The organism is Streptomyces sp. NPDC107546, assembly GCF_055639175.1.
On the sequence record NZ_JBVKBA010000056.1, the window covers coordinates 1 to 25923 of the forward strand.

Here is a 25923-nt window from a genome sequence, read left to right on the forward strand (position 1 = left end):
ACCGGCACCTGCACCACCTGCCACCAACCCCTGCCCAGCAGAGCCACGCCAAGATCAAGAAAGACCTAACGGAGTCCTACTAGTGCTGTGGCCGGTATGGCCGGAAAGGTTCACCGGCTCGCGACGCCCGGCACGGCACCTCGCCGCGTTGTCGCCTCGCCCGAGTACATCCGGTACGCGGGCGACGCTCCGCCTTGCGATGCACCGCACCGGACGCCGGGAGCTTTCCGGCAAGCCTTTCCGGCCACAGCACTAGACGTAGCTCCGGGCAGGGGCCGGGCCCACGGCGGAGGCGATGGCGTCCGCCAGGGGCCCGGTGTCGTCCGCGGTCAGGGTCGAGACGGTGATCCGGATGCCGGGCGGCGCGCTCAGCCGGAAGCGGGCGCCCGGAGCGACGGCCCAGCCGGCGTGCAGCAGCCGGGCGACCGCTCCGGTCTCGTCGGGCACCGGCACCCACACGTTCATGCCTGTGACGCCGTGGGCCGTGACACCGCGCTCGGCGAGCGCGTCGATCAGCGCGCCGCGACGCCGCCCGTACTGCGCGGCGACCGCCCGCGCGTCCGCCGCGCCGTCCGTCCACAGACGGACCACCGCCCGCTGCACGAGCAGGCTCACCCAGCCGGGCCCGAGCCGCTGCCTCCCGCGCACCCGGTCCGTGGTGACGGTGTCCCCGGTGAGCACCGCGAGCCGCAGATCGGGTCCGTACGCCTTGGCGACCGAGCGGACGAGGGCCCAGTGCCGGGTGACTCCGGCAAGGGGATGGAGGGGCACGTCGACGATCCCATGGCCGTGGTCGTCCTCGATCAGCAGGGTCCCCGGATGATCCCGCAGCACGGAACGCAGGGCATGCGCGCGAGAGGCGCTCACCGCGGCGCCGGTCGGGTTCTGCGCCCGGTCCGTGACGATGAGGGCGCGCGCGCCGGCCTCCAGGGCGGCGCGTACGGCGCCGGGCAGCGGCCCCTCGTCGTCGACGCCGACCGGAATCGTGCGCAGCCCGAGCGCCGGCACGAGGTCCAGGGTCCTGCCCCAGCCGGGGTCCTCGACGGCGACGGCGTCCCCGGTCTTCAGATGGGCGGCGAGCACCCGCTCGACGGCGTCGAGCGATCCGGAGACGACGGCGAGCGGGCCGTCCGGCACCCCGTCGGCGTCCAGGGCGGCCCGCGCGAGGTGCGCAAGCTCCGGTTCCACGGCGACGTCGCCGTACAGCACCGGTGCGCGGTCACCCTCGGCGGCGGCCGACGCGAACGCCTCCGCCAGCGGGGGCAGCAGCGCCGGATCCGGGTTGCCGCTCGACACGTCGCGTACGCCCTCGGGCACGTCCACACGGATGTGGTCCCGGCCCGTCGTGGCCGGCGCGGGCCGTACCCGGCTGCCGCGGCGTCCGGAGGTCTCGATGACGCCGCGCTCACGCAGGATGCGGTACGCGGCCGCGACGGTGTTCGGATTGACGCCCAACTCGACGGCCAACTCCCTTTGCGGCGGCAGAAGTTGACCCGGCTCCAATTCCCCGGTACCCACCGCCCGCTCGACGTCGGCCGCAATCTCCGTCGCGCGCCGCCCTGTGAACCGATATTCTCCTAGCACAAAGCAAATTATGCACTAGTGCAATGGAGGGCGCACATGCAGGGGACCCGACAGCCGACACCGCGGCCCGCCGCCTACACCTCGACCGACCGCACCGTCCCCACGCGCTCCGCGGACCGTGCGTCGTACGACAAGGAACTGGTGCACGCGATACTCGACGAGGGCTACGTCTGCCATCTCGGCTTCGTCCGCGACGGCGCGCCGGTCGTGCTGCCCACGCTGTACGGGCGGGTCGGCGAGCGGCTGTACGTCCACGGTTCGACGGGCTCGCGCCCGCTGCGGATGACCGGCGAGGCCGACCCGGGGCTTCCGGTCTGTCTGACGGTGACGCACGTCGACGGCCTGGTCCTGGCCCGCTCGGCCTTCCACCACTCGATCAACTACCGCTCCGTGGTGGTGCACGGCATCGCCCACCAGGTCACGGACCCCGAGGAGAAGCGGACGGCCCTGGACGCGCTGGTCGACCATGTCGTACCGGGCCGCTCACACGACTCCCGGCCCGCCAACAAGAAGGAGCTGGCCGCCACCGCCGTGATCCGCCTCGACCTTGACGAGGTCTCCGCCAAGCTCCGCACCGGTGGCGCGAACGACGAGCCCGAGGACCTCTCACTCCCCCACTGGGCCGGCGTGGTCCCGGTCCGCAGGGAGTACGGCACCCCGCTCCCGGACGCCGGCCTGGCACCCGGCACCGGCGTGCCGGACTACCTGGCGGCCCTCTGAGGATGCCGTACGGGTGGGGATGCCGTACGGGTGCGGGGCCTTCCCGGAATCCTTGGACTGCGGGAAGGTCCCGCACCCCCGTCACACGAGGACCGGTTCCTCCCGCTGCTCCCGAGCACCGCGTGCCTCCGCGAGCGCGAGCCCCGCGACCGAGCCGAGCATCAGTGCCGTGCCGACGAGCGTCGCCGTCGTGAGCCGCTCACCGAGCAGGGCGATGGCCAGGACCGCCGCGCCGACCGGCTCGAGCAGCATGATCACGGACACGGTGGCGGACCGTACGACAGCAGCGCCCGCGAAGTAGAGGGCGTAGGCCAGGGCCGTGGGCACCGCCGCGATGTACGCCAACAGCCCCACCAGCACGGCGGGGTGGGCGGCGTGCGGGAGCAGCCCCTCATCCAGTGCGAACGGCAGCAGGCACAAACTGGTGACCGCGAACGCCGACACGGTCGTGGCGGACCCGTCGGCCGCGCCGTCGCGCCCCCACCATCGGGTGAGCAGCGTCATGACGCTGTAGCCGGCCGCGGACACGACGGCGAGCAGCACACCCCACGGGCGCGCGGTCGCGCCACCACCGCCGAGCACGAGCACCGCCAGCCCGGCGAGCGCCCCGGCGACGGCGCCCACCCCGCCGCCTCCGAGCCGCTCCCCCAGGGTGAGGCGGGCGCCGAGGGCGATCAGGACGGGACCGGCGCCGAGGGTGACGACGGTCGCCACCGCGAGCCCGGTGGCGGAGACGGCCGCGAAGTAGGCGGTCTGGAAGACGGCGAGCCCCAGCCCGGTGGCACAGGCCCGCAGCGCCCTGCGGCCGAGCGGCCCAGGTGCGGCGTTGCGGGCGGCGCGCGGGCGCAGCACGCGGGCGGCGACCAACACCACGAGCCCGGCCGCGCAGCGCCAGAAGGAAAGGGCGACGGGGCCCATATCACCGGCCCGGTAGACCAGGGATGCGGCCGCGCCCGCGGTACCCCAGGTGGTACCGGCGACGATCAGGTAGAGAAGGCCTCGCCCGACGGGCAGGCCGGAGGCAGCATTCGACACGAGTTGTCTCCGCAGAGGTGCAGAAGTTCGGCGAGGGACCCGTCATGCGCCGGGTCCGTGGACTTCTTCTGCGGGCAGCACACCGCTGCGCCCGGCGGTGTGCCGGGCGCGGTTTCCGGAGGGCCCGCCTCAGGCGGCCGGAGGCGGAAGAACGAGTGCGTCCGAATGCATGGTCAGCACCTTAGGCGGCGGCTTTGCGGGCCGACAACTCCCTTTCGTCGCGGGCGCTCGCGATCGGCTCCGCGGAGCCCTGCGCGGGCGCCGAGGACTGGGCGACGAACGCGCCCACCAGGACCACCGCACCGCCGATGATCTGCGGGGCCGAGAGGTGCTCGCCGAGCAGCACCCAGGCCAGCACGGTGGCGATGACCGCTTCGAGGCAGGCCACGACGCCCGCGACCTGGGGCGAGAGCCGGCGCACGGACAGCACGCCGGTGACGTAGGCGAGGACCGTGGCGATCAGCACGATCCAGGCCAGGAGGAGGACGGCCGGGACGCGCGTGCCGTTCATGTCCGCGGTGCCGGTGAGCACCGGCCAGTCCATGGTCCAGGGACGGGTGACGACGGTGAGCACGGCGGCGCCGAGGAGCAGTCCGTACGCGATGACGCCGAGCGGGTCGGGGGCCTGGTCGCCCGCCTCGCTGCCCTGGTCGGACAGGACGAAGTAGCCGACCTGGCAGCAGGCGGCGCCGAGCGCGAGCAGTATGCCGAGCGGGTCGAAGCCCAGCCCCGACCACACCTCGACGACGCAGGCGAGCCCGCCGACCGCGAGGACCACACCGACCGCCGCGGCTCGCGTCACCGGCCGCCGCTGCACCAAGCGCACCCAGCCGAGGACGAGCGCGGGCGCCAGGTACTCGATGAGCAGGGCGACACCGACGGGTATGCGCGACAGCGCGGCGAAGTAGCAGGCCTGGACGCCGGCGACGGCGAGCAGTCCGAACCCGGCGAGCAGTGCGGGGCGGCGCCGCAGCAGGGCGCGATGGCGTACCGCGAGCGGCAGCATCACGAGCGCCGCGCCCGTGACCCGCAGCCACACCACATGCAGAGGGTCGAGCCCCGCCTGGATCAGCGGCTTGGCCGCGACACCCGATCCGCCGAAGGCGACCGCCGACGCGAGTGCGAGCCCCAACCCGACGCCTCTGCCACGGTTGCTCTGACTGCCCTGAGACGTATGCACCGGCACATGATGGCAGGAGACGACATGAGCGTCACCATCAATGGCTCCTGTCTCAGCGGCTGGACGGAACCACGCCCGCCACCTCGATCCGTTCCGACAGCGCCCTTACGTCGACGCCCGCGCGGCCGAGGACCTCGACGGCGCGTGACTCGGGGTCCGCGACCATCGCCGCGAGCAGGTCGAGCCCGCGTGCGTATGCGTCGCCGCGACCGGCAGCGCGCCCGTACGCCGCCCCCAGGGCGGTGGCCGCGGCGGGCGACCAGCCCTCCGGCTCCGTCAGCACCGGCACCGCGCCCGAGTCCTCGACGGTGGCCTGCCAGCGCAGGCCGTAGCCGATGGCGCGCTGGACGAGGTAGCCGAGCAGCCGGGCGACCTGCGGCCCGTCGAAGACGGCGCGCACCTCGGGGTCGGACTCCAGCAGCGTGTGCAGCAGGTGGGCGGTGTCGATCCCCCGGTCCCCGTCACGCAGCGCCCTCCTGCGGGCGCCGGAAAGCACCGCTGCCAGCTCCGAGGTGACCCTGGCATCGAGGTGGGACCGGTGCGTGCCGCGTTCGGCGGCCGGTCGCTGGACATGACGGGGTGGCACGTCCTCCACCCCATCAGTCCCAGCGGTCCGAGTCATCCTCGGCGGGCAGCATTTGCGCGTCCGACACAGGGTGGGCACGGCTGACCCGGTTCTCCTCCTTACGGATGACATCGCGCCCTTCCTTCTCAGGGGCCGCGCGTCTCCCTGCCCGCGGCCGGTGCGGGATGGGCGCCCCGCCGTTTCTGACTGTTCATCAGTATTGAATGTTGCAGATCCTGCGGCTACGTTCCGCGACACCACAGCTGCGCCCGGCGCGGCAGCCGACGCGAAGGGGTGGTCGCATGGCCGAAGTCAGCGCGGAAGCTCGCATCGAGGCCCCCGCCGAGAAGGTGTGGGCGGCGATCACGGACTGGTCGGCGTACGGCGAGTGGAACGCGACCCATACCGGCTTTCCCAAGGGCGGTCCCCAAACCCTCGCGGTGGGCGGGACCTTCGAGGAGAGCATGAAGCTGATGGGCTTCCCGGCCGAGGTCGCCTGGACCATCGACGAACTGCGCCCGGGGCGCGTGCTGTCCATCCGCGGCAAGGGGCCGATGGCCGTGGACCTCGCCACCCGGTACACGCTGACGCCCGACGGCGAGGCCACCTCGGTGCGGATCGACGGGGAGTTCACCGGCGCGGCGGTGGCCCTCATGGCGGGCAAGCTGAAGGACTCGGCGACGGCCGCACTGAACGAGTCGCTGCGCAGGCTGGGCGCACTGGTGTCCTGACGGTACGTCCGCCGACGCCATGGCGCCCCGCTGGACGCGCTGCCGCGGGGCGCCCTCACCTCACCGCGCCGTCAGTGCTCGTCGGCAAGGATCAGGTACAGCTTCTTGCGGGCCTCGTTGATGACCGCGAGGGCCTTGTCGCGCTGGTCCTTGTCACCGGTCTTCCAGACCTGGCCGAACGCCTCCATCAGACCGACGCCGGCCTGCCGGATCTCGTGCAGCGCCTCCCAGTCGACACCGCGCGAGGCCTCCTCCCACGGGGCGTCGGGGCCCTCGTCGGCCGCGACGCGACCCGGCTCGGTGAGCGAGAACAGCTTCTTGCCTCCCTCGCTCTCACTGGTGATCAGACCTTCGTCCTCCAGCAGCTGGAGGGTCGGGTAGACGGAGCCCGGGCTGGGCTTCCACGCCCCGCCGCTGCGCTCGGCGATCTCCTGGATCATCTCGTAGCCGTGCATGGGCCGGTCCTTGAGAAGGGCCAGGATCGACGCGCGTACGTCGCCGCGCCGCGCCCTGCCCCTCGGTCCGCCCCGGCCGCGCCCGCCCCAGGGGCCGCCCGGGCCGAAGAAGCCCGGTCCGCCGAAGCCGGGGCCACCGGGTCCGCCCGGCCCGAAGGGCCCGAAGGCTCCGCGTCGACCGTCGAAGCCGCCCCTCATGTGGTGACCGGGGCCGCCGTGGTGTCCGTGTCGCTCGTATCCGAAGTCCTGTCCATGGGAACGCATCCCCACCACTCCATTCCATCGTTGATCTGTCGCGATGCTTCAACGATATATCGGAACTGTTCACGTGACAAGGCCCTGCCGAAGCTCGGACAGAAACCGGGGCCCCGGCCGCCGACCGCCGACCGCCGACTGCCGACACCAGTCCAGCCGCCGCGAATTGGCCTTGGGCCGCCCTCGCCGAGGGCCTCTACCGTCGGCCCATGCGGATTCGTATCGTCGACGCCTTCACCGACCGCCCCTTCGCCGGCAACCCGGCCGGTGTGCTGCTCCTCGACTCCTTCCCGGACGACGACTGGCTCCAGAACGTTGCCCGCGAGGTCAACCACGCCGAGACCGCCTTCGCACACCGTCTGCCCGACGGAGGCGAGGCCGACTGGGCGCTGCGCTGGTTCGCCCCCGCCACCGAGGTCGCCCTGTGCGGCCACGCGACCCTGGCCACCGCCCACGTCCTGCACACCACGGGCGCCCACGAGGGCCCCGTGCGGTTCGCCACCCGCAGCGGTGTCCTCAGCGCCACGCCGCGCGACGACGGCTCGATCACCCTGGACTTCCCCACCGCGCCGCTCACCCCCGTCGAGATCCCCGACGGCGTGGCCGAGGCCCTCGGCGCCCAGCCCCGCACCGCCGTCGACACCGGGCCGGGCGTCGGTGACCTGGTCCTCGAGCTCGCCGACGAGAAGACGGTCCTCGGCCTCGCCCCGGATCTGCGAGCGCTCGCCCGCCACTCACAGCGCGGCATCATCGCCACCGCCCGCGCCGAGGACCCCTCCCACGGGTACGACTTCGTCTCGCGGTGCTTCTTCCCGAACGTCGGCATCGACGAGGACCCGGTCACCGGCAGCGCCCACACCGCCCTCGCCCCCTACTGGTCCGAGCGCCTCGGCCGCCCGGACCTCACCGGGCTGCAGGCCTCCCCGCGCTCCGGCCGCGTCCACACCGAGCTCCGCGGCGACCGCACCCTGCTCACCGGCCACGCGGTCACCGTCATCGAGGGCGAACTGCTCGCGTAACGGCACTCAGGGGCGCGCGACGCCCTCGTGCACCCCTGTCCGGCCCGTTCACGCCGTCGGCAGCCAGCCCACCTTCCCCGCCAGCAGCGCGTACCCCACGAAGGCCCCGATGTCGAGCAGTGAGTGCGCCACCACCAGGGGACCGACCCGCCCCCAGCGCCGGTACAGGTAGACGAAGACCACGCCCATGACCATGTTGCCGAAGAAGCCGCCGATGCCCTGGTAGAGGTGGTAGGAGCCGCGCAGCACCGAGCTGGCCACCAGGGCGGTGCCGGGGGTCCAGCCCAACTGGCCCAGCCGGCGCAGCAGATAACCGACGACGATGACCTCTTCGAGGACGGCGTTCTGCACCGCCGACAGGATCAGTACGGGGAACTTCCACCACACGTTCGGCAGCGCCTCGGGCACCACCGTCAGATTGGCGCCGAGCCCTCGGGCGGCCAGGTAGAAGGCGATGCCCGTGGAGCCGATCAGCGCCGCGACGGCCGCCCCGCGCCCGAGGTCCGGCCACGGCCTCCTCCGGTCGAAGCCGAGCGTGCGCAGCGACGCGCCCTCGCGCAGCAGGAAGTGCACGACCAGCGCGACCGGGACCAGCGCGGTGGCGATCCCGAAGAGCTGCCAGGCGAGATCGAGCCAGGGGCGGCCGGGCGCGGCCGAGGCGTTCATGGTGGCCGCCTGGTCCTTGAGCCCGCCGGGTTTGGTGACCGACCCGACAAAGCTGATCAGCGCGGAGACCCCGCTCGCCCCGAGCGAGAGGCCCAGCACCAGCAGCGTCTCGGCACGGAAAATCCGTCGCGTCGGTCCTTCCGCCGTAAAGGAATCGGCCACCGACCCTGCCTCCACCCGCACTCCGCCTCCAGTTGAGCGATCCCGCCTGGTCCCCATCTTCTGCCATACGGCTGTGTACGGGCACAGGGCTCAGCAGGGAGGGGCGCCTCGTCGGGGGAGACGGACGAAGGTGGCCGTGCGGCCGGTCAGCCCGGCCGCACGGGACTCCTCACCTCACGCCCGCCGGTTCCGGTAACCCGACCGGCCAGGTGTGGACCGGCTCTCCTGCGTGCATCAGCTCGCGGTACCGCACGGTCGTCGCGGCCAGCGCGGCGTCCCGGTCGAGCCCCCGCTCCAGGGCCCGGTGGAACATGGCGGCCTGCCAGCTGGCGCCGTTGACCCGCCGCCGGCACCGCTCCTCGATCACTCCGAGGTAGAAGTCCCGGTCGGCGGGTTCGACTCCCCATGCGTCCAGTCCCGCCTCGGCGAGCGGCAGCAGTTCGTCACGCACCAGGTCCACGGCCGCGACTTCGGTGGTCCCGCCGTACCGGCCGCGCTTCGGCCACTGCAGGCGTGCCTCGATGCCGTACCGGCAGGCCGCGTCGAAGTTGGCGGCGGCGGCCTCGAACGGCAGCCGCGTCCACACCGGCCGCGTTTCCTCGGCGAGGGCGCGGACCAGGCCGTAGTAGAACGCCGCGTTGGCGATCACATCGGTGACGGTGGGTCCCGCGGGCAGCACCCGGTTCTCCACCCGCAGATGCGGGACGCCGTCCGCGATGCCGTAGACGGGTCGGTTCCAGCGGTAGATGGTGCCGTTGTGCAGGACCAGTTCGGAGAGCTTCGGGACGCCTCCCTCGTCCAGGACGCGCAGGGGTTCCTCTTCGTCGCAGATCGGCAGCAGTGCCGGGAAATAGCGCAGGTTCTCCTCGAAGAGGTCAAGGGCCGAAGTGATCCAGCGCTCCCCGAACCAGGTGCGCGGCCGCACACCCTGCGCCTGGAGTTCCGGCGGCCGGGTGTCGGTGGACTGCTGGAACAGCGGCGGCCGGGACTCGCGCCACAGCTCACGTCCGAACAGGAACGGAGAGTTGGCACCGAGCGCGACCTGCACCGCCGCGACCGCCTGCGCCGCGTTCCAGAGGTCCGCGAAGCGGTTCGGGGTGACCTGGAGGTGCAGCTGGACCGAGGTGCAGGCGGCCTCTGGCGTGATGGACCGCGCGCTGCACTCGAGCCGTTCGACACCCTCGATGTCGAGCCGGAAGTCCTCGCCCCGCGCGGCCACGATCTGGTCGTTGAGCAGGGTGTAGCGGTCGACCGCGGAGAGGTTGGAGGAGACCAGGTCGTCGCGGTCGAGCGTCGGAAGAATGCCGATCATCAGGATCGAGGCATCCAGCTCGTTCGCTTTCCGGTCGGCATAGGCGAGCGAGATCCGCAGCTCCTCGGCAAGCCGGTCGAAAACCCGGCCGCCCAACCTGTGTGGAGCTATGTTGACCTCGAGGTTGAACATGGCGAGTTCTGTTTGGAAATCTCGGCTGGCAATCCTCTCCAGAACCTGGGCGTTCATCATTCTCGGAGTCCCGTCCTGCCCGACGAGATTCAACTCGATCTCCAGGCCCATCAGATTCTTGGGGCCATCGAACCGCTTCTCTTCCAGCAGTCGCGCGAGTCCCGTCAGGCACTGCCCCAGCTTGTCGCGGTAGTGCTGGCGATCGGACAGGTCGAACGGCCCTGCCACGACCTTCTCTCCCATCGAAGCGTCCCTCCTGAGATGGGCAGGCCGACGTTACGGCCGCTGCTGTCCCGGGTCACGGGGGATAATGCCCAGGCAACGCGATCGATAACGTCCCGGTGGCGACCGTCACCCGCTACGCTGGCGCCGGGCACATTCACGAGGCATGGAGCAGGACGCAGTTTCACGGTGCAACCGTGTCGTGAAAAACGCCGACGAGAATCAGCCGACCGCTACGGACAAGTATTCCGAGGTCGCCGCCCTGACGCCTGCGCAGGACCGGGACGAACCCCGCTTATCGCCGACCGGATATCACCTTGCCGACATAAGCGCGTCGTTCCGATGAAACAGCGCATGAACACGCGTCGTATAAACTTTGCGCACGGGGCAGAGAGTTGGCGCTCACGGTTCGGGCCCTGTCGTCAAAGCGCCGCCGTTCGTCCGGGCTCGGTTACCCCCATCCCTCCCTCTGACCCCGAGAGCTGACAGCGCCGTCCGCCCGCCCTACCACGCCCTCGCGCCCCCGTGCCTGTCGAATGAGAGGCGACCCACCATGCAGCTGCATGTCCCTTTGGCTCCCGCGCCCGCTCTCCGCTCCGTCCTCACGGCACTCGGTTCCCCCACCGCGGTCCGGGAGGCTCCCACCCCCTCCCTGCGCACGGCCCAGGGACCCGTGACCCCCGAACTTCCGCTGCCCGTCCATGTCCTGGACCGGATCACCCCGGCCGGCGCGTCGGCCACCCGGCTCGCCGGATGGCGATTCCTCATCCGCTCCGGAGGCCGCGCCGTGGCCGCCGCCGAGACCATGCTGACGCCCGACGGCTGGGCCTTCTCGCACTTCTTCGAGGGCCCGTACGTCGCCGCGACCGAGCGCGCCGTGCTCCAGGCGGAAACCTCGCTGAACGAGCCCTACCAGGCCCGGCTGCTGTCCGTGCCGGAGCTGTACATGCTCACCCTGTGGCTGCACGGCGACTGCACCGCCGACGGCGCGACGGGCCACCCGGCGGCGAACGACCTCCTGGTGCCGCTCGCCCCCGCGCCGCCCGGCATCGCGGCGCACCGCCCGCACCGCTTCGCCGACCTCCTGCCGATCCTGACCCACCGGGTCACCCGTACCCCGCTGCTCGGCCAGCCCGCATAGCCTCCGGGTCTCCTCTCACCGTGCCCCGCCGCCGGAGACGGCCGCGGGGCACGTCCCATGTTCGGCCATCGAACGCCTCCCACCGCCCTCGCTCGTTCGTGCCCGATCACGCTCTTACGAGGGGTGACATACGGGTCGGCCCATACGGACTAGCCCCTCCCGGCCACCACGAACCATCCGAAGTGACCGTGCGGTCGGGCTGAACCGTCCGGGCGGGGGACGCGTCATGAACCTGTGAGGAGCGGTGCTGCGAAATCCCTGCGGATCGACGCCCGTGGGGCAACACTGGGTTCCTGACCGACGTATCACCGACGGGGGGCGGCGATGAGCGACACGACGAGCCGCAGGACAGACACGACAGTCATCTCACACATACCGACAGAGCGAGAGATCCCCACCACCATGTGCCAGCACCAGCCACCGTGCCCGACCGCCCAATCCGCCGACCGGGAGTCCGCCCGACTCGTGGCGCACCACCCGGAGCAGGGATGGAGCCTGCTGTGCAACGGCGTGCTCCTGTTCGAGGACACCGGTGAGCTTCTGCCGGACGGCCAGATCATCGCCCCACACCGCCCGCTGGGCATCGACCAGGTGATGACAGCCGCCTGAGCGCGCACCAGGGCATCCGCTGCCCTGACACACGAGGGGCCGGCCGGAGACACACGCTCCGCACCGGCCCCGACGCATGTCCGAGGGTGATCACTCCTCGTAGGCGTCCAGCGGCGGGCAGGAGCAGACCAGGTTCCGGTCGCCGAAGGCCTGGTCGATGCGGCGCACCGGCGGCCAGTACTTGTCCGCGGCCGACACACCGGCCGGGAAGACGGCCTCCTCACGCGTGTAGGCGTGCTTCCACTCCCCACCCAGCGCCGCCGCCGTGTGCGGCGCGTTGCTCAGCGGGTTGTCCTCCGCCGGCCACTCGCCCGAGCCGACCTTCTCGATCTCCGCGCGGATGGCGATCATCGCGTCGCAGAACCGGTCCAGCTCGGCGAGGTCCTCCGACTCCGTGGGCTCGATCATCAGCGTGCCGGCCACCGGGAACGACATCGTCGGCGCGTGGAATCCGTAGTCGATGAGCCGCTTGGCGACGTCGTCCACGGTCACTCCGGTCGCCTTGGTCAGCGGCCGCAGGTCGATGATGCACTCGTGCGCGACCAGGCCGCCGGGGCCGGTGTAGAGGACCGGGTAGTGCGGCTCCAGACGCTTGGCGATGTAGTTGGCGGACAGCACGGCCACCTGCGTGGCGCGCTTGAGGCCCTCGCCGCCCATGAGCCGGACGTACGCCCAGGAGATCGGCAGAATGCCCGCGGAGCCCCAGGGGGCGGCCGAGATCGGGCCCACGCCCGTCTTCGGACCGGCCTCGGGCTGCAGCGGGTGGTTCGGCAGATACGGCGCCAGGTGCTCGCGGACCGCCACGGGGCCGACACCCGGACCACCGCCGCCGTGCGGGATGCAGAACGTCTTGTGCAGGTTCAGGTGCGAGACGTCGCCACCGAAGTGGCCCGGCTTGGCGAGGCCCACCAGCGCGTTGAGGTTGGCGCCGTCGACGTAGACCTGCCCGCCCGCCTCGTGCACGGCCGCGCAGATGTCGGCGACGTGCTCCTCGAACACGCCGTGCGTGGACGGGTACGTGATCATCAGCACCGACAGCTCGTCGCGGTACTGCTCGATCTTGGCCCGCAGGTCCTCGACGTCGATCTCGCCGTCCTCGGCGGTCTTCACCACGACGACCTTCATCCCGGCCATCACGGCGCTGGCGGCGTTGGTGCCGTGCGCGGAGGACGGGATGAGGCAGACGGTGCGCTGCTCGTCACCGTTGGCGCGGTGGTAGCCGCGCACGGCCAGCAGACCCGCCAGCTCGCCCTGGGAGCCGGCGTTGGGCTGGAGGGAGACCTTGTCGTAGCCGGTGACCTCGGCGAGACGCTCCTCCAGCTCGTGGATGAGCGTGAGGTAGCCCCGGGCCTGCTCGGCGGGCGCGAACGGGTGCAGCTGACCGAACTCGGGCCAGGTGACCGGCTCCATCTCGGTGGTCGCGTTGAGCTTCATGGTGCAGGAGCCCAGCGGGATCATGCCGCGGTCGAGCGCGTAGTCACGGTCGGCCAGCCTGCGCAGGTAGCGCAGCATCGCGGTCTCGGAGCGGTGCTGGTGGAAGACCGGGTGGGCGAGGTAGTCGTCGCTGCGCAGCAGGGCCTGCGGGAGCGCGTCCTCGATGGTGGCGTCCAGCCCGTCGATGTCGCCCCCGACGCCGAACGCGGTCCACACCGCGCGCAGCTGGGCCCGCCCGGTGGTCTCGTCGCAGGCGGCCGAGACGTGGTCGGCGTCGACGAGGCGCAGGTTGACGCCGTTCTCCCGGGCGGCGGCGACGACGTCGGCGGCCCGCCCCGGAACCCGGGCGGTGACGGTGTCGAAGTAGGCGCCGTGGACGACCTCGACCCCGCCGGCCGTCAGGCCCGCGGCGAGGACCGCGGTGTACCGGTGGGTGCGCCGGGCGATGTTCTTGAGGCCCTCGGGCCCGTGGTAGACGGCGTACATCCCGGCCATCACGGCGAGCAGCACCTGGGCGGTGCAGATGTTGCTGGTCGCCTTCTCGCGGCGGATGTGCTGTTCGCGTGTCTGCAGGGCGAGCCGGTACGCCTTGTGGCCGTCGGCGTCCACGGAGACTCCCACGAGCCGGCCGGGCAGGCTGCGGGCGAACTTCTCCTGCACCGCCATGTAGCCCGCGTGCGGGCCGCCGAAGCCCATCGGGACGCCGAAGCGCTGGGTGGTCCCGACGGCGATGTCGGCGCCGAGCTCGCCGGGCGACTTCAGCAGGGTCAGCGCGAGCAGGTCGGCGGCGACGGTGACGAGGGCGCCCAGCTGGTGGGCCTGGTCGATGAGGGGCTTGATGTCGCGTACGGCACCGGAGGCGCCCGGGTACTGGATCAGTACGCCGTTGATCTCCCGCTCGGCGACCTCGGCCGGGATGCCGGCGCTGAGGTCGGCGACGACGACCTCGACACCGGTGGGCTCGGCGCGGGTCTGGATCACGGCGATGGTCTGCGGCAGCGCGTCCGTGTCGACCAGGAACAGGCCCTTCTTGTTCTTGCCCATGCGCCGGGACAGGGCCATGGCCTCGGCGGCGGCGGTGCCCTCGTCGAGCAGGGAGGCGCCGGAGGTCGGCAGGCCGGTGAGGTCGGCGACCATGGTCTGGAAGTTGAGCAGGGCCTCCAGCCGACCCTGGGAGATCTCCGGCTGGTAGGGCGTGTACGCGGTGTACCAGGCGGGGTTCTCCATCACGTTCCGCAGGATCACCGGGGGCGTGAAGGTCCCGTAGTAGCCGAGCCCGATCATGGAGTCCAGGACCTGGTTGCGGTCGGCGAGGGAGCGCAGCTCGGCCAGCACCTCCGCCTCGGTGCGCGCGCCCGGCAGGTCCAGGGCGTCGGCGTTCTTGATGACATCGGGTACCGCGGCGGCGGTGAGCTCGTCGAGCGAGCCGTAGCCGACCTGCGCGAGCATCTTGGCCCGCGCCTCCTGGTCGGGCCCGATGTGGCGGTGCTCGAACGGAGTGCCCTGTTCGAGCTCGGAGAGCGGAATGCGCTGGGCGGTCATTGCGGAGGCCTCCTGGTCTGACGCGACCTTCGAGGGGCACCACGGCGCGGGTACCCCGACGGCCTCCCCCTCTGTCATCTCGACCTGAGAGCTTCACCGGTCCGCCCGAAGGCTCGCCGGCTTTCACCGTCGGTGAGAGCGGAAGCCGTCGACACCCGCCCTGCTTTCCAGAGTGACCTCGTCCGTGCGGTACCTGGGCCTGAGAGATTCCGGGGAGGATTTGCTCCTTCGGCGCCTCCGGATCGCTCCGGAGGACTCTCCCGCACGGGGTCAACGGCCGCTTGCCAGACTACCAGCGAGGACGAGTCGGCAGCCTGCGCGGGAATCTTCAAGTGGCCGCCTTCCCGAATGTGCTCTTTCGTAGTGCTTACGGATGGGTTGCGACCAGTTGGAGGGACCGTGCAGACCGACATCGATCCGCGGAATCTGATCGGCCGCAAGGCGTTCGACCGCAATGGCCACAAGATCGGCACGATCGACGAGGTGTACCTCGACGACGCCACGGGTGTACCGGAGTGGGCGGCCATACGGACCGGCCTGTTCGGCAGGGACGCGTTCGTCCCCCTGGAACCCAGCGAGCTGGTCGAGGGCGCACTGTACGTCCCCTTCGAACGCGCCCTGATCAAGGAGGCCCCCGACTTCGGCGTCGGCCGCCACCTGTCGCCCGAACAGGAACTGCAGCTCTACCACCACTACGGCCTGGACGTCTCGGCACCGCCGCCGCCGGACCGTGACTTCGGCCGCTTGGCGGGGTCGGACGAGGCCTGACGGGTCGGGGGGCGGACTGCCGTGCCTGCTCACCGGTGTCAGACGCCCGTGCCCGTGGAGGCCGGGCGCCCCGCGATCTCGGGGACGTCGGGTACAAGGGGCAGCGGGTCCGCCGGCTCCAGTTGAGGGTCGTCGACGCTGAACGTGCGGACCCGGCCCGGCTCCGACTGCGGTGTCTCGAACCGTACGGTCACCCTCCCCAGCCCGCTGCCCTGCACCCATCCCGGCCCGTACTCGGCATGACGGACGTCGTGCCCGGCGAGCCAGATCCGCTCCGGTGACGCCGCCGGCTCTTCGACGAGGGGCTCCTCCGCCTCCGGTCGCTCGTCCGTCGTGGCCTCCCCCGCCGCCAGGTGGGCCTGCGCGAAGAGGTCCTCCTGTGTGTAGTCGGCAAGTCCGCTGACTCCGACCCCCAGCAGCCGTACCCCGCCGGTCGTGTCCACGGGCTCCAGCAGCCGCGCCGCCGCCTCCCGCACCACCGCGGGATCGTCCGTGGGCCCCCTCAGGGTCTCGGACCTGGTCAGGGTGGAGAAGTCGTACCTCCGCACCTTCAGCACGATGGTCCGCCCCGACAACCCGGCGTCCCGGAGCCTGCGCACACACCGGTCCGCCAGCCGCTGCACCTCCAGGCCGATCCGCAGCCGGTCGTGGATGTCGACGTCGTAGGTGTCCTCGACGGATACCGACTTGGCCTCCCGCTCGGCGACCACCGGCCGCTCGTCGTGCGCCAGCGCCATCGCGTACAGCGCCTGCCCGTGCGCCTTGCCGAGCAGCCGTACGAGCTCGTCCTCGCCCGCCTCGGCGATCTCGTCGATCGTGGTGATCCCGGCCCGCCGCAGGTGGTCACCGGTCGCCGGGCCGACCCCCGGCAGCGTGCGCACCGGCATCGGACCGAGCAGCGCGCGCTCGGTACCCGGCCGGATCAGTACCAGGCCGTCCGGCTTGGCCTGCTCCGAGGCGATCTTGGCGAGCATCTTGGAGGCGGCGAGCCCCACGGACCCCGTCAGCCCGGTGACGGCCCGGATGTCCACGCGCAGCTTCACGCCCACCAGCCGCGCCGACTCCTCGTCCCAGGCTGCTCCCCCGGCCTCCAGGTCCACGAACGCCTCGTCCAGGCTCAACGGCTCCACCAGCGGCGACAGGCCACGCAGCAGGGTCATCACCTGCTCGCTGATCCTGCGGTAGATCCCGAAGCGCGGCACCAGATACGCGGCGTTCGGCGCGAGCCGGCGTGCCTGGGCCATGGGCATCGCCGAGTGCACCCCGAAGACCCGCGCCTCGTACGACGCCGTGGCCACCACTCCGCGCGGCCCCAGCCCGCCCACGATCACGGCCTTCCCGCGCAGGCTCGGCTTGGCCGCCTGCTCCACCGAGGCGTAGAAGGCATCCATGTCGAGGTGCAGGATGGTCGGCGCGGTTCTCACATCTCCGATGCTGCCCTACGCCACTGACAATGCGGCTGTGCCGCGGCCCGCCTCTCAGACGGCCCGGTTGCGCCGCCGCGCCAGCTCGTCCGCCGGGTTGGGGCCCACGATGGTCTCACCCGTGTCGACACGTTCACCGTGCAGCTGCGACAGCGCGTTCTCCACGTCCCGCCACACGACGCCCACGGCGATGCCGAAGATGCCCTGACCGCCCTGGAGCAGGGCGTGAACCTCGTCCGGGGACGTGCACTCGTAGACCGTCGCGCCGTCGCTCATCAGCGTCATCCGCTCCAGGTCGCGAAAACCTCGCTCCCGGAGGTGCTGGACCGCGGTACGGATGTTCTGCAGGGACACTCCGGTGTCGAGGAAACGCTTGACGATCTTCAGGACGACGACATCGCGGAAGCTGTACAGCCGCTGTGTCCCCGACCCGTAGGCGGGGCGCACGCTCGGTTCGACCAGACCGGTCCTGGCCCAGTAGTCCAGCTGCCGGTAGGTGATGCCCGCGGCGGCGCACGCGGTGGGGCCGCGATAGCCGATGTCCTCGGAAGCCGCCCCTGAGCCGCCCGGCACGGGTGTCGGCCGCTGAGGGGCGGAGCCGGCCGCGTTGCCGTGAAGCCGGTACGGACCGCTCTCCCCCAGACTGCGTCCAGGGGCACCCCCAGCCGTACCGCCGCCGCTGCTTCTCACGCCGACCTCCGTCCTTGACCTGCCTTCTCGACGGTAGGCAGTCACCACGGGTGCGTCAACGATCGCCACACTCGGCACGCCGAGTGATAATCACCCTAGGAGTGGTTTCCCGTGCCCTCCCGCGGGGAAAGGCTAGCCGAATGCTCCCGCGGCCCTCGAGGGCGGCGGGTGCCTGCCCCTCTGTCACACCGCCCGACGGCCGCCCACGGCGGCGAGACCCGTCCGGCCCCCGGCACACACGGCTTCGTGCCCTGGGCCATCCCCCTTCAACGCAGTGCGCAAGCCCACACCGCGGTCGGCGCGCTCGAGCCCGCGCCCGGCAAAGGGACGCCCCAGACACACGGGCAAGCCGCGGAGACCGCGTCACCCGCCGGTCCAACCCTCCGGAGGGACCCTCACTGGCTGCTGGTCCCGAAGTCCTCCGGTGAGATCTGGTCGAGGAACTCGCGGAACTTCTCGACCTCGTCCTCCTGCTCGTCCGGGATGGCGATCCCCGCGTCGTCCAGCACCCCGTCACTGCCGTAGATCGGCGTGCCGGTGCGCAGCGCGAGCGCTATGGCGTCGGACGGGCGGGCGCTCACCTCGACACCGCTGGCGAAGACCAGCTCCGCGTAGAAGACGCCTTCACGCAGATCCGTGATGCGCACTTCCGTGAGCTCCTGCCCGACGGCCTCCAGCACGTCCTTGAACAGGTCGTGCGTCAGAGGTCGCGCGGGGGCCATGCCCTGCTGGGCGAACGCGATGGCCGTCGCCTCCCCGGGGCCGATCCAGATGGGGAGGTAACGGTCGCCCCCCACTTCACGCAGGAGCACGATCGGCTGGTTGGAGGGCATCTCGACCCGGACACCTACGACATCGAGCTCGTTCACACAGCAACCCTAGGCCGTGCTCGGGATGTTTGGGTAGTCGGGCACAGAACGCCTGGACGATCCGCCCACGGCGAACGCCCGGATCAGGGCAGCCGCACGCCCAGCGCGGACTGCACCAGCGCCGCGTGCAGTTTCACCGCGAGCCCCGCGAGCTCCTTCGTACGGGCCTCGGCATGCGCCCTGGTCTGTGGATTGCGGTGGCGGCGCAGCGGGGCCACCACCTGGTCCACCAAGCCGGCCTCGCGGTCCGCGGCGGCCTTCACCGCGCGCAGATGGCGTGGCTCGATGCCGTGCCGGCCCAGTTCGACCACGAGAGTGGCCACGGTGATCGCCTCGGCGTCGTAGGTGCCGTCCGGCAGCGGGGCGAGCAGCCCGTACGACTCCCACTCCTGAAGCTGCTCGGCACCGATCCCGGCGCCCGCCAGCAGCTCCTCGCGGCCGATCCGGACCGGCGCGGGGCTCTCCGGCTCACCCAGGAGGTCTCCGAGCAGCTCGCCCTCGCCGGTCTCCCCGGGTCGGCCCAGGGACGGCAGCCGCACCTCCTCGCCCCGTTCCAGGGCGTCCAGGTGCTCGCGGATCACCTTCAGCGGCAGATAGTGGTCCCGCTGCATCCTCAGCACCTGGCCGAGCCGCTCGACGTCACGCGCACTGAACTTGCGGTACCCGGAAGGGGTCCGCTGCGGTTCGATGAGCCCCTCTGACTCCAGGAATCGGATCTTGGAGATGGTGACTTCCGGGAACTCCTCGCGCAGCACGTTCAGCACCGTGCCGATGCTCATCAGCCGGCCGTCCGCCGCGGCGGTGCCGCTGTCGGCACCGCCGCTCGGTGTGTGAAGCATGGACCCTTCCCCGTGCGGGTCAGATGCCCCGCTGGCTCGCGTAGAAGACCAGCCTGTACTTGCCGATCTGCACCTCGTCGCCGTTGTGGAGCGCGACCTGGTCGATGCGCTCTCGGTTGACGTACGTGCCGTTGAGACTGCCGACGTCGGCGACCGTGAACATGCCGTCGGGGCCCCGGCGGAACTCGACGTGGCGGCGCGAGACCGTCACGTCGTCCAGGAAGATGTCGCTCTGCGGATGGCGCCCCGCCGTGGTCAGCTCGCTGTCCAGCAGGAAGCGGCTGCCCGAGTTCGGGCCCCGGCGCACCACCAGGAGCGCCGAGCCGAACGGAAGCGCCTCCACGGCCGCCTGTGCCTCGGGAGACAGCGTCGGCACCGGCGTCTGGCCGGTGGCCTCCGCGTCGTAGGCCTCCAGGCCCGAGATGGAGATCGTGGACGTCGTCTCCGACGCACGCTCCGGAACCGCCCCGGCCCGCAGCGGCGCACCGCAGTTGGAGCAGAAGCGGCTGTTCTCCGCGTTGCGGTGACCGCACCGCGTGCACACCAGGGCCGACATGTCCCCGAAACCTATGCCGCCGGACGCGGCAGGGTCAACAGACGGCGCGCCCTGACCTCCGGAAATGTGACCACCCGGACCACTGACCTGATCGCGGAACAGGGGCCGCTGGCCCTCCGCGTCTCCCGGCTGTGCGCGATGGCGGGCAGTCGCGTTGTCGCTACCCTCTCGCGCGCTCTTGCCGAACAACTTCGCAAACAACTTCACGGGCGATTCCCCTTGACCGAAACAGACCCGCCCGTGGGGCAGGACGAACCCTGACTGCGTACACCGGCCGACCCGGACATCCTCACAACGTCCGTTTCCACCAGACAGTTTCCACCACGCACCACCCAATCGGTGCGCCGACCCCCCGCAACCTCAATGCCCCTGCCGGACTGCCGCCATGCACCCCCGGTTCACTGGGAGGACGACCGAGCGTAGTCAGGCCGCTTCGCCGCTCGCAAGGCGTCCACGACGATCTTCGTGGAACGCTCCACGGTGACCGTGGCCTGCTCCTTCTCAAGAGTCTGCACCACGCCTCCGGGGATGTTGAGCGCCGGCTCGAGGTCCTGCGGTTTGCCGATGACCTTGAAACGATAGGGCTGGGTGATCTTGTTCCCGTCGACGCTGACACCCTTCCCGGCGTCCGACAGATAGGTGCCGGCGACGACCCGTACGCCGTTGACCTCTATCGCCTCCGCCCCGGCCGCGCGCAGCTCCTGGATCGCGTCGAGCAGCATGTCCGCCTGGACCGTCCCCTTCGGATCCTGGACCGTCATCGTGATCCCGGGCCCTTCGGCGGCCACCGTGCCCGCAAGGATGCCGAGTTGCTTCTCCTTCTCGGTGGTCTGCTTGCGGGCCTCCTCGGCCCGGTCCGAGCTGTTCTCCAACTCGGCCCGCTGATCCTCGAGACCCTGCTTCTCGTCCTGAAGACGCTGCGTACGGTCGTCGAGTTCATCGAGGATGCGCACAAGATCCTCTTGGCGTGCGCCGCGGAGGGCACCGCTGCCGTCGCTGTTGGAGGCGACCTGGATGGCCAGGCCGAAGCCGAGGCCGAACAGCAGTACGGCCACGATGAGTTGGGCACGGGTGACGCGCGGCGGCCACAGTCCCTGCACCAGGCGCTGACGACCGGTCAGTCCCGTGGTCTGCTCGTCGTCCACCGTCTCCGACGTCTCGGGCGTCGCGGCCGGCACCTCCTCGGGCAGTTCCCTGCGCAGCCGGTGCTCGGAGGTCTGCGGCTGCTCGGTCGTCTGGTCCTCGTTGCTCATCGACCTCACGCCCGGAACACGTGCCGGCGGATCGCCGCCGCGTTGGAGAAGATGCGGATGCCGAGGACGACCACCACCCCGGTGGACAGCTGCGCGCCGACGCCCAGCTTGTCGCCCAGGAACACGATCAGCGCCGCCACCACCACATTGGACAGGAACGACACCACGAAGACCTTGTCGTCGAAGATGCCGTCGAGCATGGCCCGCAGACCACCGAACACGGCGTCGAGCGCTGCCACGACGGCGATCGGAAGGTAAGGCTCGACGACCGCCGGGACCTCGGGCCGGACCAACAGGCCGACCACCACTCCGACGACGAGGCCCAGTACCGCGATCACGATGTGCCCTTCCCTGTACTCGGTTGTGCTGTTCGTACGATCACACTGGGTGCGGCGGGCAGCCGGAGGTCACCCTCGGTGGAGATGCCCGTCCGGATCCCGTAGTTCTCCTGCAGCGCGTGCAGGTAGAGCCCGTCGGCGCTGTTCTGGAACCGCGTGCCGAGCCTGCCCCCGTCCCCCACCGCGAGCACCGTGTACGGCGGCACCAGCGGCCTGTTGTCCACCAGTATCGCGTCACCCGCGGCCCTGATCGCCGACAGGGCCGTCAGCCGCTGCCCGTTGATGGCGATCGCCTCGGCACCCGACTCCCACAGCCCGTTCACGACGCGCTGCATGTCCCGGTCGCGTACGCGCCCCGTGTCGGAGAAACCCGAGGTCTCACGCGGGTTGCCGTCACCACCCGTGGTGGCTTCCTTCGCGTCGTCGACGACGAGTTTCACCCCAGGGCCGCGCACCGCGACAGCGCCTGAGAGGATCCCCACCAGGTCGGCCGGGTCGCCGCCCCGGTCCTGCCGCAGCGCCGCACGCTGCCGGGCGCTCACGTCGTCGCGCAGCTTGTCGACCGTGCCCTCGAGCTTGTCCGCGGCGGCGGTCTCGCGCTGGATGCGGTCGATGAGTTCCTGACGCTCCTTGGCGACCGTCGGCGCGGCGATCCGCGCCTGCGCGGCGCCCACGGTCACCACCAGGGCGGCGAGCACCAGACCTGCCGCGAGACCGAGCTTCGCCCGCACCGTCCTGGGCATGCCGGCAGCGCCCTCGGATCTCTTGCGGGTCGCGGCCTCGGCGTATCCGTCGTCGAGGCTGTGATCCATGACGTTGGTGAGCAACGACATGGAGGCGTCCGGGCGCGAGGGGCGCGTCGGTGTGCTCCGAACGGGGGGCGGCTGCGGCATGCCGCACATCGTCGCACGTCGCGCGCGCTACCTCCGAATGGCCCCACCCGCGTGCCGGACAGACCCCCTTGGGGGACACTTGTCCGGCACGCGCGCGTGGCGCGTGTTCTACCGTCCGGCGCTGTCCACGACGGTCGACCACTCGTCCAGCAGGGCCTGCGCGGAGGCGTCGTCGGGCCCTTCCGCCCACAGGTGGGTGACGGCCTCGGCCGGGTCGGGCAGCACCAGTACCCAGCGCCCGTCGGTCTCCACGACCCTTACGCCGTCGGTCGTGTCCACGAACCGGTCCCCTGCGGCCTCCACGACCCGGCGCATCACCAGTCCCTTGACGGCCCACGGAGTCGCGAGATCGCGCTTGAGGACGTGCGCCCGCGGAATCCGCGCGTCGATCTGGCTGAGGGTGAGCTGGGTGCGCGCCACCAGCCCGATCAGCCGTACGAACGCCGCCGTGCCGTCGAAGACGCTGCTGAATTCCGGCACGATGAACCCGCCGCGGCCGTCGCCGCCGAAGATCGTCGACTCGTCGCGGCCCACGCGGGTGAGGTCGTCGGGCGAGGTGGTCGTCCACTCGACCTGCGTCCCGTGGTACGCCGCCACCTGCTCGGCGATCCTCGTCGTCGTCACCGGCAGCGCCACGCGCCCGCTGCGCCGCTCGGCGGCCACGAGATCGAGCATCACCAGCAGCGCCCGGTCGTCCTCGACGATGCGGCCCTTCTCGTCGACGAGCGACAGCCGCTCACCGACGGGGTCGAACCTGACGCCGAACGCGGCCCCCGACGAGGCGACGATCTCACCGAGCCGCACCAGCCCCGCCCGCCGTGCTTCCGCGGACTCCGTCGGCCGGGACTCGTCCAGTCCCGGGTTGATGGTCAGGGAGTCCACGCCGAGCTTGCCGAGCAGGCTGGGGAGCACCAGCCCCGCACTGCCGTTCGAGGCATCCACGACGACCTTGAGTCCCGACTCGGCGATCCCGGTGGTGTCGACGCTCCGCAGCAGCGAACCGGTGTACGAGTCGAAGACGCTGGACGGGAAGTACAGGTCCCCGATCTCACCCGGGAAGGCCCGCCGGTACTCCTGCCGCGCGAACACCCGGTCCAGCTTGCGCTGACCGGCCTGGGACAGGTCGGCGCCCTGCCCGTCGAAGAACATGATGTCGACGGAGTCCGGCACGCCGGGCGATGTCCGGATCATGATGCCGCCGGCGCTGCCTCGCGCGGTCTGCTGCCGCGCCACGGGCAGCGGTACGTTCTCCAAGTCCCGTACGTCGATGGCACTGGCCTGGAGCGCCGAGATGACCGCGCGCTTCAGCGCACGCGCACCGCGGGAGTGGTCACGTGCCGTGGTGACCGTCGAACCCTTCTTGAGCGTGGTGGCATACGCGCCGGCCAGCCGTACGGCCAGCTCCGGTGTGATCTCCACGTTCAGAATGCCGGACACGCCCCGGGCGCCGAAGAGGTGTGCCTGTCCACGGGACTCCCAGATGACCGAGGTGTTGACGAAGGCACCGGCCTCGATGGTCTTGAACGGGTACACCCGTACGTTGCCCTGGACGATGGATTCCTCGCCGATGAGGCACTCATCGCCGATCACCGCACCGTCCTCGATCCGGGCCGCGCGCATGATGTCGGTGTTCTTGCCGACCACACAGCCACGCAGATTGCTGTGCTGGCCGATGTACACGTTGTCGTGGACGACCGCCTTGTGCAGAAACGCCCCGCTCTTCACGACCACGTTCGAGCCGACGACGGTGTGTTCCCGTATCTCGGCGCCGGCCTCCACCTTGGCGTAGTCACCGATGTACAGCGGCCCCCGCAGCACGGCGTCGGGGTGCACCTCCGCGCCCTCCGCGACCCAGACGCCGGGGGAGATCTCGAAGCCGTCGATCTCGACGTCGACCTTGCCCTCCAGGACGTCGGCCTGGGCCTTCACATAGCTCTCGTGGGTGCCGACGTCCTCCCAGTAGCCCTCGGCGACATAGCCGTAGATCGGCTTGCCTTCCTTCATCAGCTGCGGGAAGACATCGCCGGACCAGTCGACCGGAACGTCGGGTTCGACGTAGTCGAAGACCTCGGGCTCCATCACGTAGATGCCCGTGTTCACGGTGTCGGAGAAGACCTGGCCCCAGGTCGGCTTCTCCAGGAAGCGCTCGACCTTTCCCTCGTCGTCGACGATGGTGATGCCGAATTCCAGCGGGTTGGGTACACGCGTCAGGCAGACGGTGACCAGGGCGCCCTTTTCCTTGTGGAAATTGATCAGATCGGTGAGGTCGAAGTCGGTCAGGGCATCGCCGGAGATCACGAGGAACGCGTCGTCCTTGAGTGCTTCCTCGGCGTTCTTGACGCTCCCGGCGGTACCGAGTGGCTTCTCCTCGTTGGCATATGTGAGCTCCATACCGAGCTCTTCGCCGTCACCGAAGTAGTTCTTGACGAGTGAGGCCAGGAACTGCACGGTTACGACGGTCTCGTTGAGCCCATGCCTTTTGAGCAGCCGCAGCACGTGCTCCATGATCGGCCGGTTGGCCACCGGCAGGAGCGGCTTGGGCATGCTCGAGGTCATGGGGCGAAGGCGCGTGCCTTCGCCTCCGGCCATCACGACGGCCTTCATGTCGGAAGCGTCCTCCTCCAAGAGACGACGGTCCAGCCGGCTTCACCCGTCTAGATTGTCCCGCAGTTTCCCTGGACGGGCCATCGAGCCGCGCGCGGCGGGCAATCAGTGGGCTGAATCGGCCACGGCGTCCGCCCTGACAAGTCGGCGGACTTGGACCACGTAGAGGACTCCTGCCCACCAATAGAGCGTTGTACCCCATCCGGCGAACGCCCATCCGAAAATAGCAGCGAGTGACGCGATCCATCCAGTTCCGTCACTGAGGAGCAGCAGCGGGAAGGCGTACATCAGGTTGAAGGTGGCGGCCTTCCCGAGGAAGTTCACCTGGGGCGGCGGATAGCCGTGACGCCTGAGGATGCCCACCATCACCAGCAGAACCAGCTCTCGCGCCACCAGAGCCCCGGTCAGCCAAAGAGGCAGAATGCCGCGCCAGGTGAGACCGAGCAGGGTCGTGGCGATGTAGAGCCGGTCGGCGGCAGGGTCGAGGAGCCGGCCGAGGCTGCTGATCTGGTTCCAGCGCCGGGCGAGCTTGCCGTCGAGATAGTCGCTGACACCACTCAGCACCAGCACCAGCAGGGCCCAGCCGTCGCTCTTCGGCCCGCCGAACTCGGGCCTGAGGATCAGCCACAGGAAGACGGGCACGCCGACCAGCCGCGCCATGCTGAGGATGTTCGGGATGGTGAGGACGCGGTCCGTCTGGACACGGGTCTCTTGGACCTCCACCCGGGGGCCTCCTGCGGGAACGAACCAACGATGCTCCCTGACCTTACCCGGCGGGTTCGCGCCGAGGTGCGGAGGGGTTCACTTGCGGGTCCGACTCAGGGGCCAGGAACGCAGAAAACCCCCGTGCTGAATAGCACGGGGGTTTTCTCACAAATTGTTCGGCGGTGTCCTACTCTCCCACAGGGTCCCCCCTGCAGTACCA

24 protein-coding genes and 1 riboswitch are annotated in these 25923 nt (G+C 70.7%); of the genes, 6 read left to right on the forward strand and 18 right to left on the reverse strand.

Translation table 11 applies throughout. The annotated features are described in order from the left end of the window. Positions 1 to 252: 252 nt before the first annotated feature. Positions 253 to 1584, reverse strand: a complete 1332-nt coding sequence (locus ACZ7L1_RS37315; protein WP_471443927.1) for an aminotransferase class I/II-fold pyridoxal phosphate-dependent enzyme — start codon at positions 1582 to 1584, stop codon at positions 253 to 255. 36 nt (positions 1585 to 1620) lie between these two features. Here ACZ7L1_RS37315 and ACZ7L1_RS37320 point away from each other — a divergent pair, with 36 nt between their 5' ends. Continuing rightward, on the forward strand, positions 1621 to 2304 hold the full coding sequence (locus ACZ7L1_RS37320; RefSeq protein ID WP_471443929.1) for a pyridoxamine 5'-phosphate oxidase family protein: 684 nt from the start codon (positions 1621 to 1623) through the stop codon (positions 2302 to 2304). A gap of 81 nt (positions 2305 to 2385) precedes the next feature. On the opposite strand, the gene ACZ7L1_RS37325 is transcribed toward ACZ7L1_RS37320, so the two are convergent. The 3 genes from ACZ7L1_RS37325 to ACZ7L1_RS37335 all read right to left on the reverse strand — a co-directional run bounded on the left by ACZ7L1_RS37325 (position 2386) and on the right by ACZ7L1_RS37335 (position 5114). Further along, a complete protein-coding gene (locus ACZ7L1_RS37325) occupies positions 2386 to 3339 on the reverse strand; it encodes a DMT family transporter (RefSeq protein WP_471443930.1) in 954 nt (317 codons plus the stop codon). Between the two features lie 181 nt (positions 3340 to 3520). Then, a complete protein-coding gene (locus ACZ7L1_RS37330; protein ID WP_471443932.1) occupies positions 3521 to 4525 on the reverse strand; it encodes an EamA family transporter in 1005 nt (334 codons plus the stop codon). Between the two features lie 46 nt (positions 4526 to 4571). Beyond that, positions 4572 to 5114, reverse strand: a complete 543-nt coding sequence (locus ACZ7L1_RS37335; RefSeq protein WP_471443934.1) for a Clp protease N-terminal domain-containing protein — start codon at positions 5112 to 5114, stop codon at positions 4572 to 4574. 272 nt (positions 5115 to 5386) lie between these two features. Here ACZ7L1_RS37335 and ACZ7L1_RS37340 point away from each other — a divergent pair, with 272 nt between their 5' ends. After that, positions 5387 to 5815, forward strand: a complete 429-nt coding sequence (locus ACZ7L1_RS37340) for a type II toxin-antitoxin system Rv0910 family toxin (RefSeq protein ID WP_471443935.1) — start codon at positions 5387 to 5389, stop codon at positions 5813 to 5815. Between the two features lie 71 nt (positions 5816 to 5886). Here ACZ7L1_RS37340 and ACZ7L1_RS37345 read toward each other — a convergent pair whose 3' ends face one another. Then, the gene (locus tag ACZ7L1_RS37345) at positions 5887 to 6534 is read right to left on the reverse strand and encodes a PadR family transcriptional regulator (RefSeq protein WP_471443937.1); all 648 of its coding nucleotides are present in this window, start codon (positions 6532 to 6534) and stop codon (positions 5887 to 5889) included. Between the two features lie 200 nt (positions 6535 to 6734). On the opposite strand from ACZ7L1_RS37345, the gene ACZ7L1_RS37350 reads away from it, so the two are divergent. Beyond that, complete coding sequence (locus ACZ7L1_RS37350) at positions 6735 to 7544, forward strand: PhzF family phenazine biosynthesis protein (RefSeq protein ID WP_471443939.1); 810 nt, start codon at positions 6735 to 6737, stop codon at positions 7542 to 7544. 48 nt (positions 7545 to 7592) lie between these two features. Here ACZ7L1_RS37350 and ACZ7L1_RS37355 read toward each other — a convergent pair whose 3' ends face one another. Together ACZ7L1_RS37355 and ACZ7L1_RS37360 are read right to left on the reverse strand one after the other, a co-directional pair. Beyond that, on the reverse strand, positions 7593 to 8393 hold the full coding sequence (locus ACZ7L1_RS37355; RefSeq protein WP_471443941.1) for a CPBP family intramembrane glutamic endopeptidase: 801 nt from the start codon (positions 8391 to 8393) through the stop codon (positions 7593 to 7595). Positions 8394 to 8541: 148 nt separating this feature from the next. Then, entirely contained in the window at positions 8542 to 10059 is a 1518-nt protein-coding gene (locus ACZ7L1_RS37360) for a glutamate-cysteine ligase family protein (protein ID WP_471443943.1), read from the reverse strand. A gap of 532 nt (positions 10060 to 10591) precedes the next feature. Between ACZ7L1_RS37360 and ACZ7L1_RS37365 the strand changes: the two genes are divergently transcribed. Beyond that, positions 10592 to 11179, forward strand: a complete 588-nt coding sequence (locus ACZ7L1_RS37365; RefSeq protein WP_471443944.1) for a hypothetical protein — start codon at positions 10592 to 10594, stop codon at positions 11177 to 11179. 402 nt (positions 11180 to 11581) lie between these two features. Continuing rightward, positions 11582 to 11788 carry a DUF5999 family protein gene (locus tag ACZ7L1_RS37370; RefSeq protein ID WP_471443946.1) on the forward strand — a complete coding sequence of 69 codons (207 nt, stop codon included), beginning with the start codon at positions 11582 to 11584 and terminating at the stop codon, positions 11786 to 11788. A 90-nt stretch (positions 11789 to 11878) separates the two neighbouring features. Here ACZ7L1_RS37370 and gcvP read toward each other — a convergent pair whose 3' ends face one another. Continuing rightward, entirely contained in the window at positions 11879 to 14764 is a 2886-nt protein-coding gene (gcvP, locus tag ACZ7L1_RS37375) for an aminomethyl-transferring glycine dehydrogenase (RefSeq protein ID WP_471443948.1), read from the reverse strand. A 177-nt stretch (positions 14765 to 14941) separates the two neighbouring features. Next, a riboswitch (glycine riboswitch) is annotated at positions 14942 to 15037 on the reverse strand. Positions 15038 to 15163: 126 nt separating this feature from the next. On the opposite strand from gcvP, the gene ACZ7L1_RS37380 reads away from it, so the two are divergent. Continuing rightward, complete coding sequence (locus ACZ7L1_RS37380) at positions 15164 to 15532, forward strand: PRC-barrel domain-containing protein (protein ID WP_263228823.1); 369 nt, start codon at positions 15164 to 15166, stop codon at positions 15530 to 15532. Between the two features lie 38 nt (positions 15533 to 15570). Here ACZ7L1_RS37380 and ACZ7L1_RS37385 read toward each other — a convergent pair whose 3' ends face one another. The 10 genes from ACZ7L1_RS37385 to ACZ7L1_RS37430 form a co-directional block, all read right to left on the reverse strand. Beyond that, a complete protein-coding gene (locus ACZ7L1_RS37385) occupies positions 15571 to 16956 on the reverse strand; it encodes a DNA polymerase IV (protein ID WP_471443950.1) in 1386 nt (461 codons plus the stop codon). A gap of 54 nt (positions 16957 to 17010) precedes the next feature. Further along, entirely contained in the window at positions 17011 to 17646 is a 636-nt protein-coding gene (locus tag ACZ7L1_RS37390; protein WP_471443952.1) for a MerR family transcriptional regulator, read from the reverse strand. A gap of 395 nt (positions 17647 to 18041) precedes the next feature. Beyond that, positions 18042 to 18515, reverse strand: a complete 474-nt coding sequence (locus tag ACZ7L1_RS37395; protein WP_004002801.1) for a bifunctional nuclease family protein — start codon at positions 18513 to 18515, stop codon at positions 18042 to 18044. An 83-nt stretch (positions 18516 to 18598) separates the two neighbouring features. After that, the gene (ftsR, locus tag ACZ7L1_RS37400; RefSeq protein WP_471443954.1) at positions 18599 to 19354 is read right to left on the reverse strand and encodes a transcriptional regulator FtsR; all 756 of its coding nucleotides are present in this window, start codon (positions 19352 to 19354) and stop codon (positions 18599 to 18601) included. Between the two features lie 19 nt (positions 19355 to 19373). Then, on the reverse strand, positions 19374 to 20246 hold the full coding sequence (locus tag ACZ7L1_RS37405; RefSeq protein WP_471443956.1) for an FHA domain-containing protein: 873 nt from the start codon (positions 20244 to 20246) through the stop codon (positions 19374 to 19376). 62 nt (positions 20247 to 20308) lie between these two features. After that, positions 20309 to 21163, reverse strand: coding sequence for a DUF881 domain-containing protein (locus ACZ7L1_RS37410; RefSeq protein ID WP_471443957.1), 855 nt, complete (start codon positions 21161 to 21163; stop codon positions 20309 to 20311). Positions 21164 to 21168: 5 nt separating this feature from the next. Beyond that, positions 21169 to 21501 (reverse strand): small basic family protein, encoded by a 333-nt coding sequence (locus tag ACZ7L1_RS37415; RefSeq protein ID WP_019708255.1) that lies wholly within the window; start codon positions 21499 to 21501, stop codon positions 21169 to 21171. Further along, on the reverse strand, positions 21498 to 22403 hold the full coding sequence (locus ACZ7L1_RS37420; RefSeq protein ID WP_471443960.1) for a DUF881 domain-containing protein: 906 nt from the start codon (positions 22401 to 22403) through the stop codon (positions 21498 to 21500). Before ACZ7L1_RS37420 ends, ACZ7L1_RS37415 begins: the two co-directional genes overlap by 4 nt. 99 nt (positions 22404 to 22502) lie before the next feature. After that, entirely contained in the window at positions 22503 to 24998 is a 2496-nt protein-coding gene (locus ACZ7L1_RS37425) for a mannose-1-phosphate guanyltransferase (RefSeq protein ID WP_103840191.1), read from the reverse strand. A gap of 105 nt (positions 24999 to 25103) precedes the next feature. Then, complete coding sequence (locus ACZ7L1_RS37430) at positions 25104 to 25721, reverse strand: CDP-alcohol phosphatidyltransferase family protein (RefSeq protein WP_471443962.1); 618 nt, start codon at positions 25719 to 25721, stop codon at positions 25104 to 25106. Between the last annotated feature and the right edge of the window lie 202 nt (positions 25722 to 25923).

Bases quoted from the DNA above. Each gene is read 5' to 3' on its own strand.
- ACZ7L1_RS37410 (WP_471443957.1), bottom strand. From the start codon at position 21,163: ATGAGCAACGAGGACCAGACGACCGAGCAGCCGCAGACCTCCGAGCAC.
- ACZ7L1_RS37340 (WP_471443935.1), top strand. From the start codon at position 5,387: ATGGCCGAAGTCAGCGCGGAAGCTCGCATCGAGGCCCCCGCCGAGAAG.
- ACZ7L1_RS37425 (WP_103840191.1), bottom strand. From the start codon at position 24,998: ATGAAGGCCGTCGTGATGGCCGGAGGCGAAGGCACGCGCCTTCGCCCC.
- ACZ7L1_RS37420 (WP_471443960.1), bottom strand. From the start codon at position 22,403: ATGTGCGGCATGCCGCAGCCGCCCCCCGTTCGGAGCACACCGACGCGC.
- ACZ7L1_RS37360 (WP_471443943.1), bottom strand. From the start codon at position 10,059: ATGGGAGAGAAGGTCGTGGCAGGGCCGTTCGACCTGTCCGATCGCCAG.
- ACZ7L1_RS37350 (WP_471443939.1), top strand. From the start codon at position 6,735: ATGCGGATTCGTATCGTCGACGCCTTCACCGACCGCCCCTTCGCCGGC.
- ftsR (WP_471443954.1), bottom strand. From the start codon at position 19,354: ATGCTTCACACACCGAGCGGCGGTGCCGACAGCGGCACCGCCGCGGCG.
- ACZ7L1_RS37345 (WP_471443937.1), bottom strand. From the start codon at position 6,534: ATGCGTTCCCATGGACAGGACTTCGGATACGAGCGACACGGACACCAC.
- ACZ7L1_RS37320 (WP_471443929.1), top strand. From the start codon at position 1,621: ATGCAGGGGACCCGACAGCCGACACCGCGGCCCGCCGCCTACACCTCG.
- ACZ7L1_RS37365 (WP_471443944.1), top strand. From the start codon at position 10,592: ATGCAGCTGCATGTCCCTTTGGCTCCCGCGCCCGCTCTCCGCTCCGTC.
- gcvP (WP_471443948.1), bottom strand. From the start codon at position 14,764: ATGACCGCCCAGCGCATTCCGCTCTCCGAGCTCGAACAGGGCACTCCG.
- ACZ7L1_RS37370 (WP_471443946.1), top strand. From the start codon at position 11,582: ATGTGCCAGCACCAGCCACCGTGCCCGACCGCCCAATCCGCCGACCGG.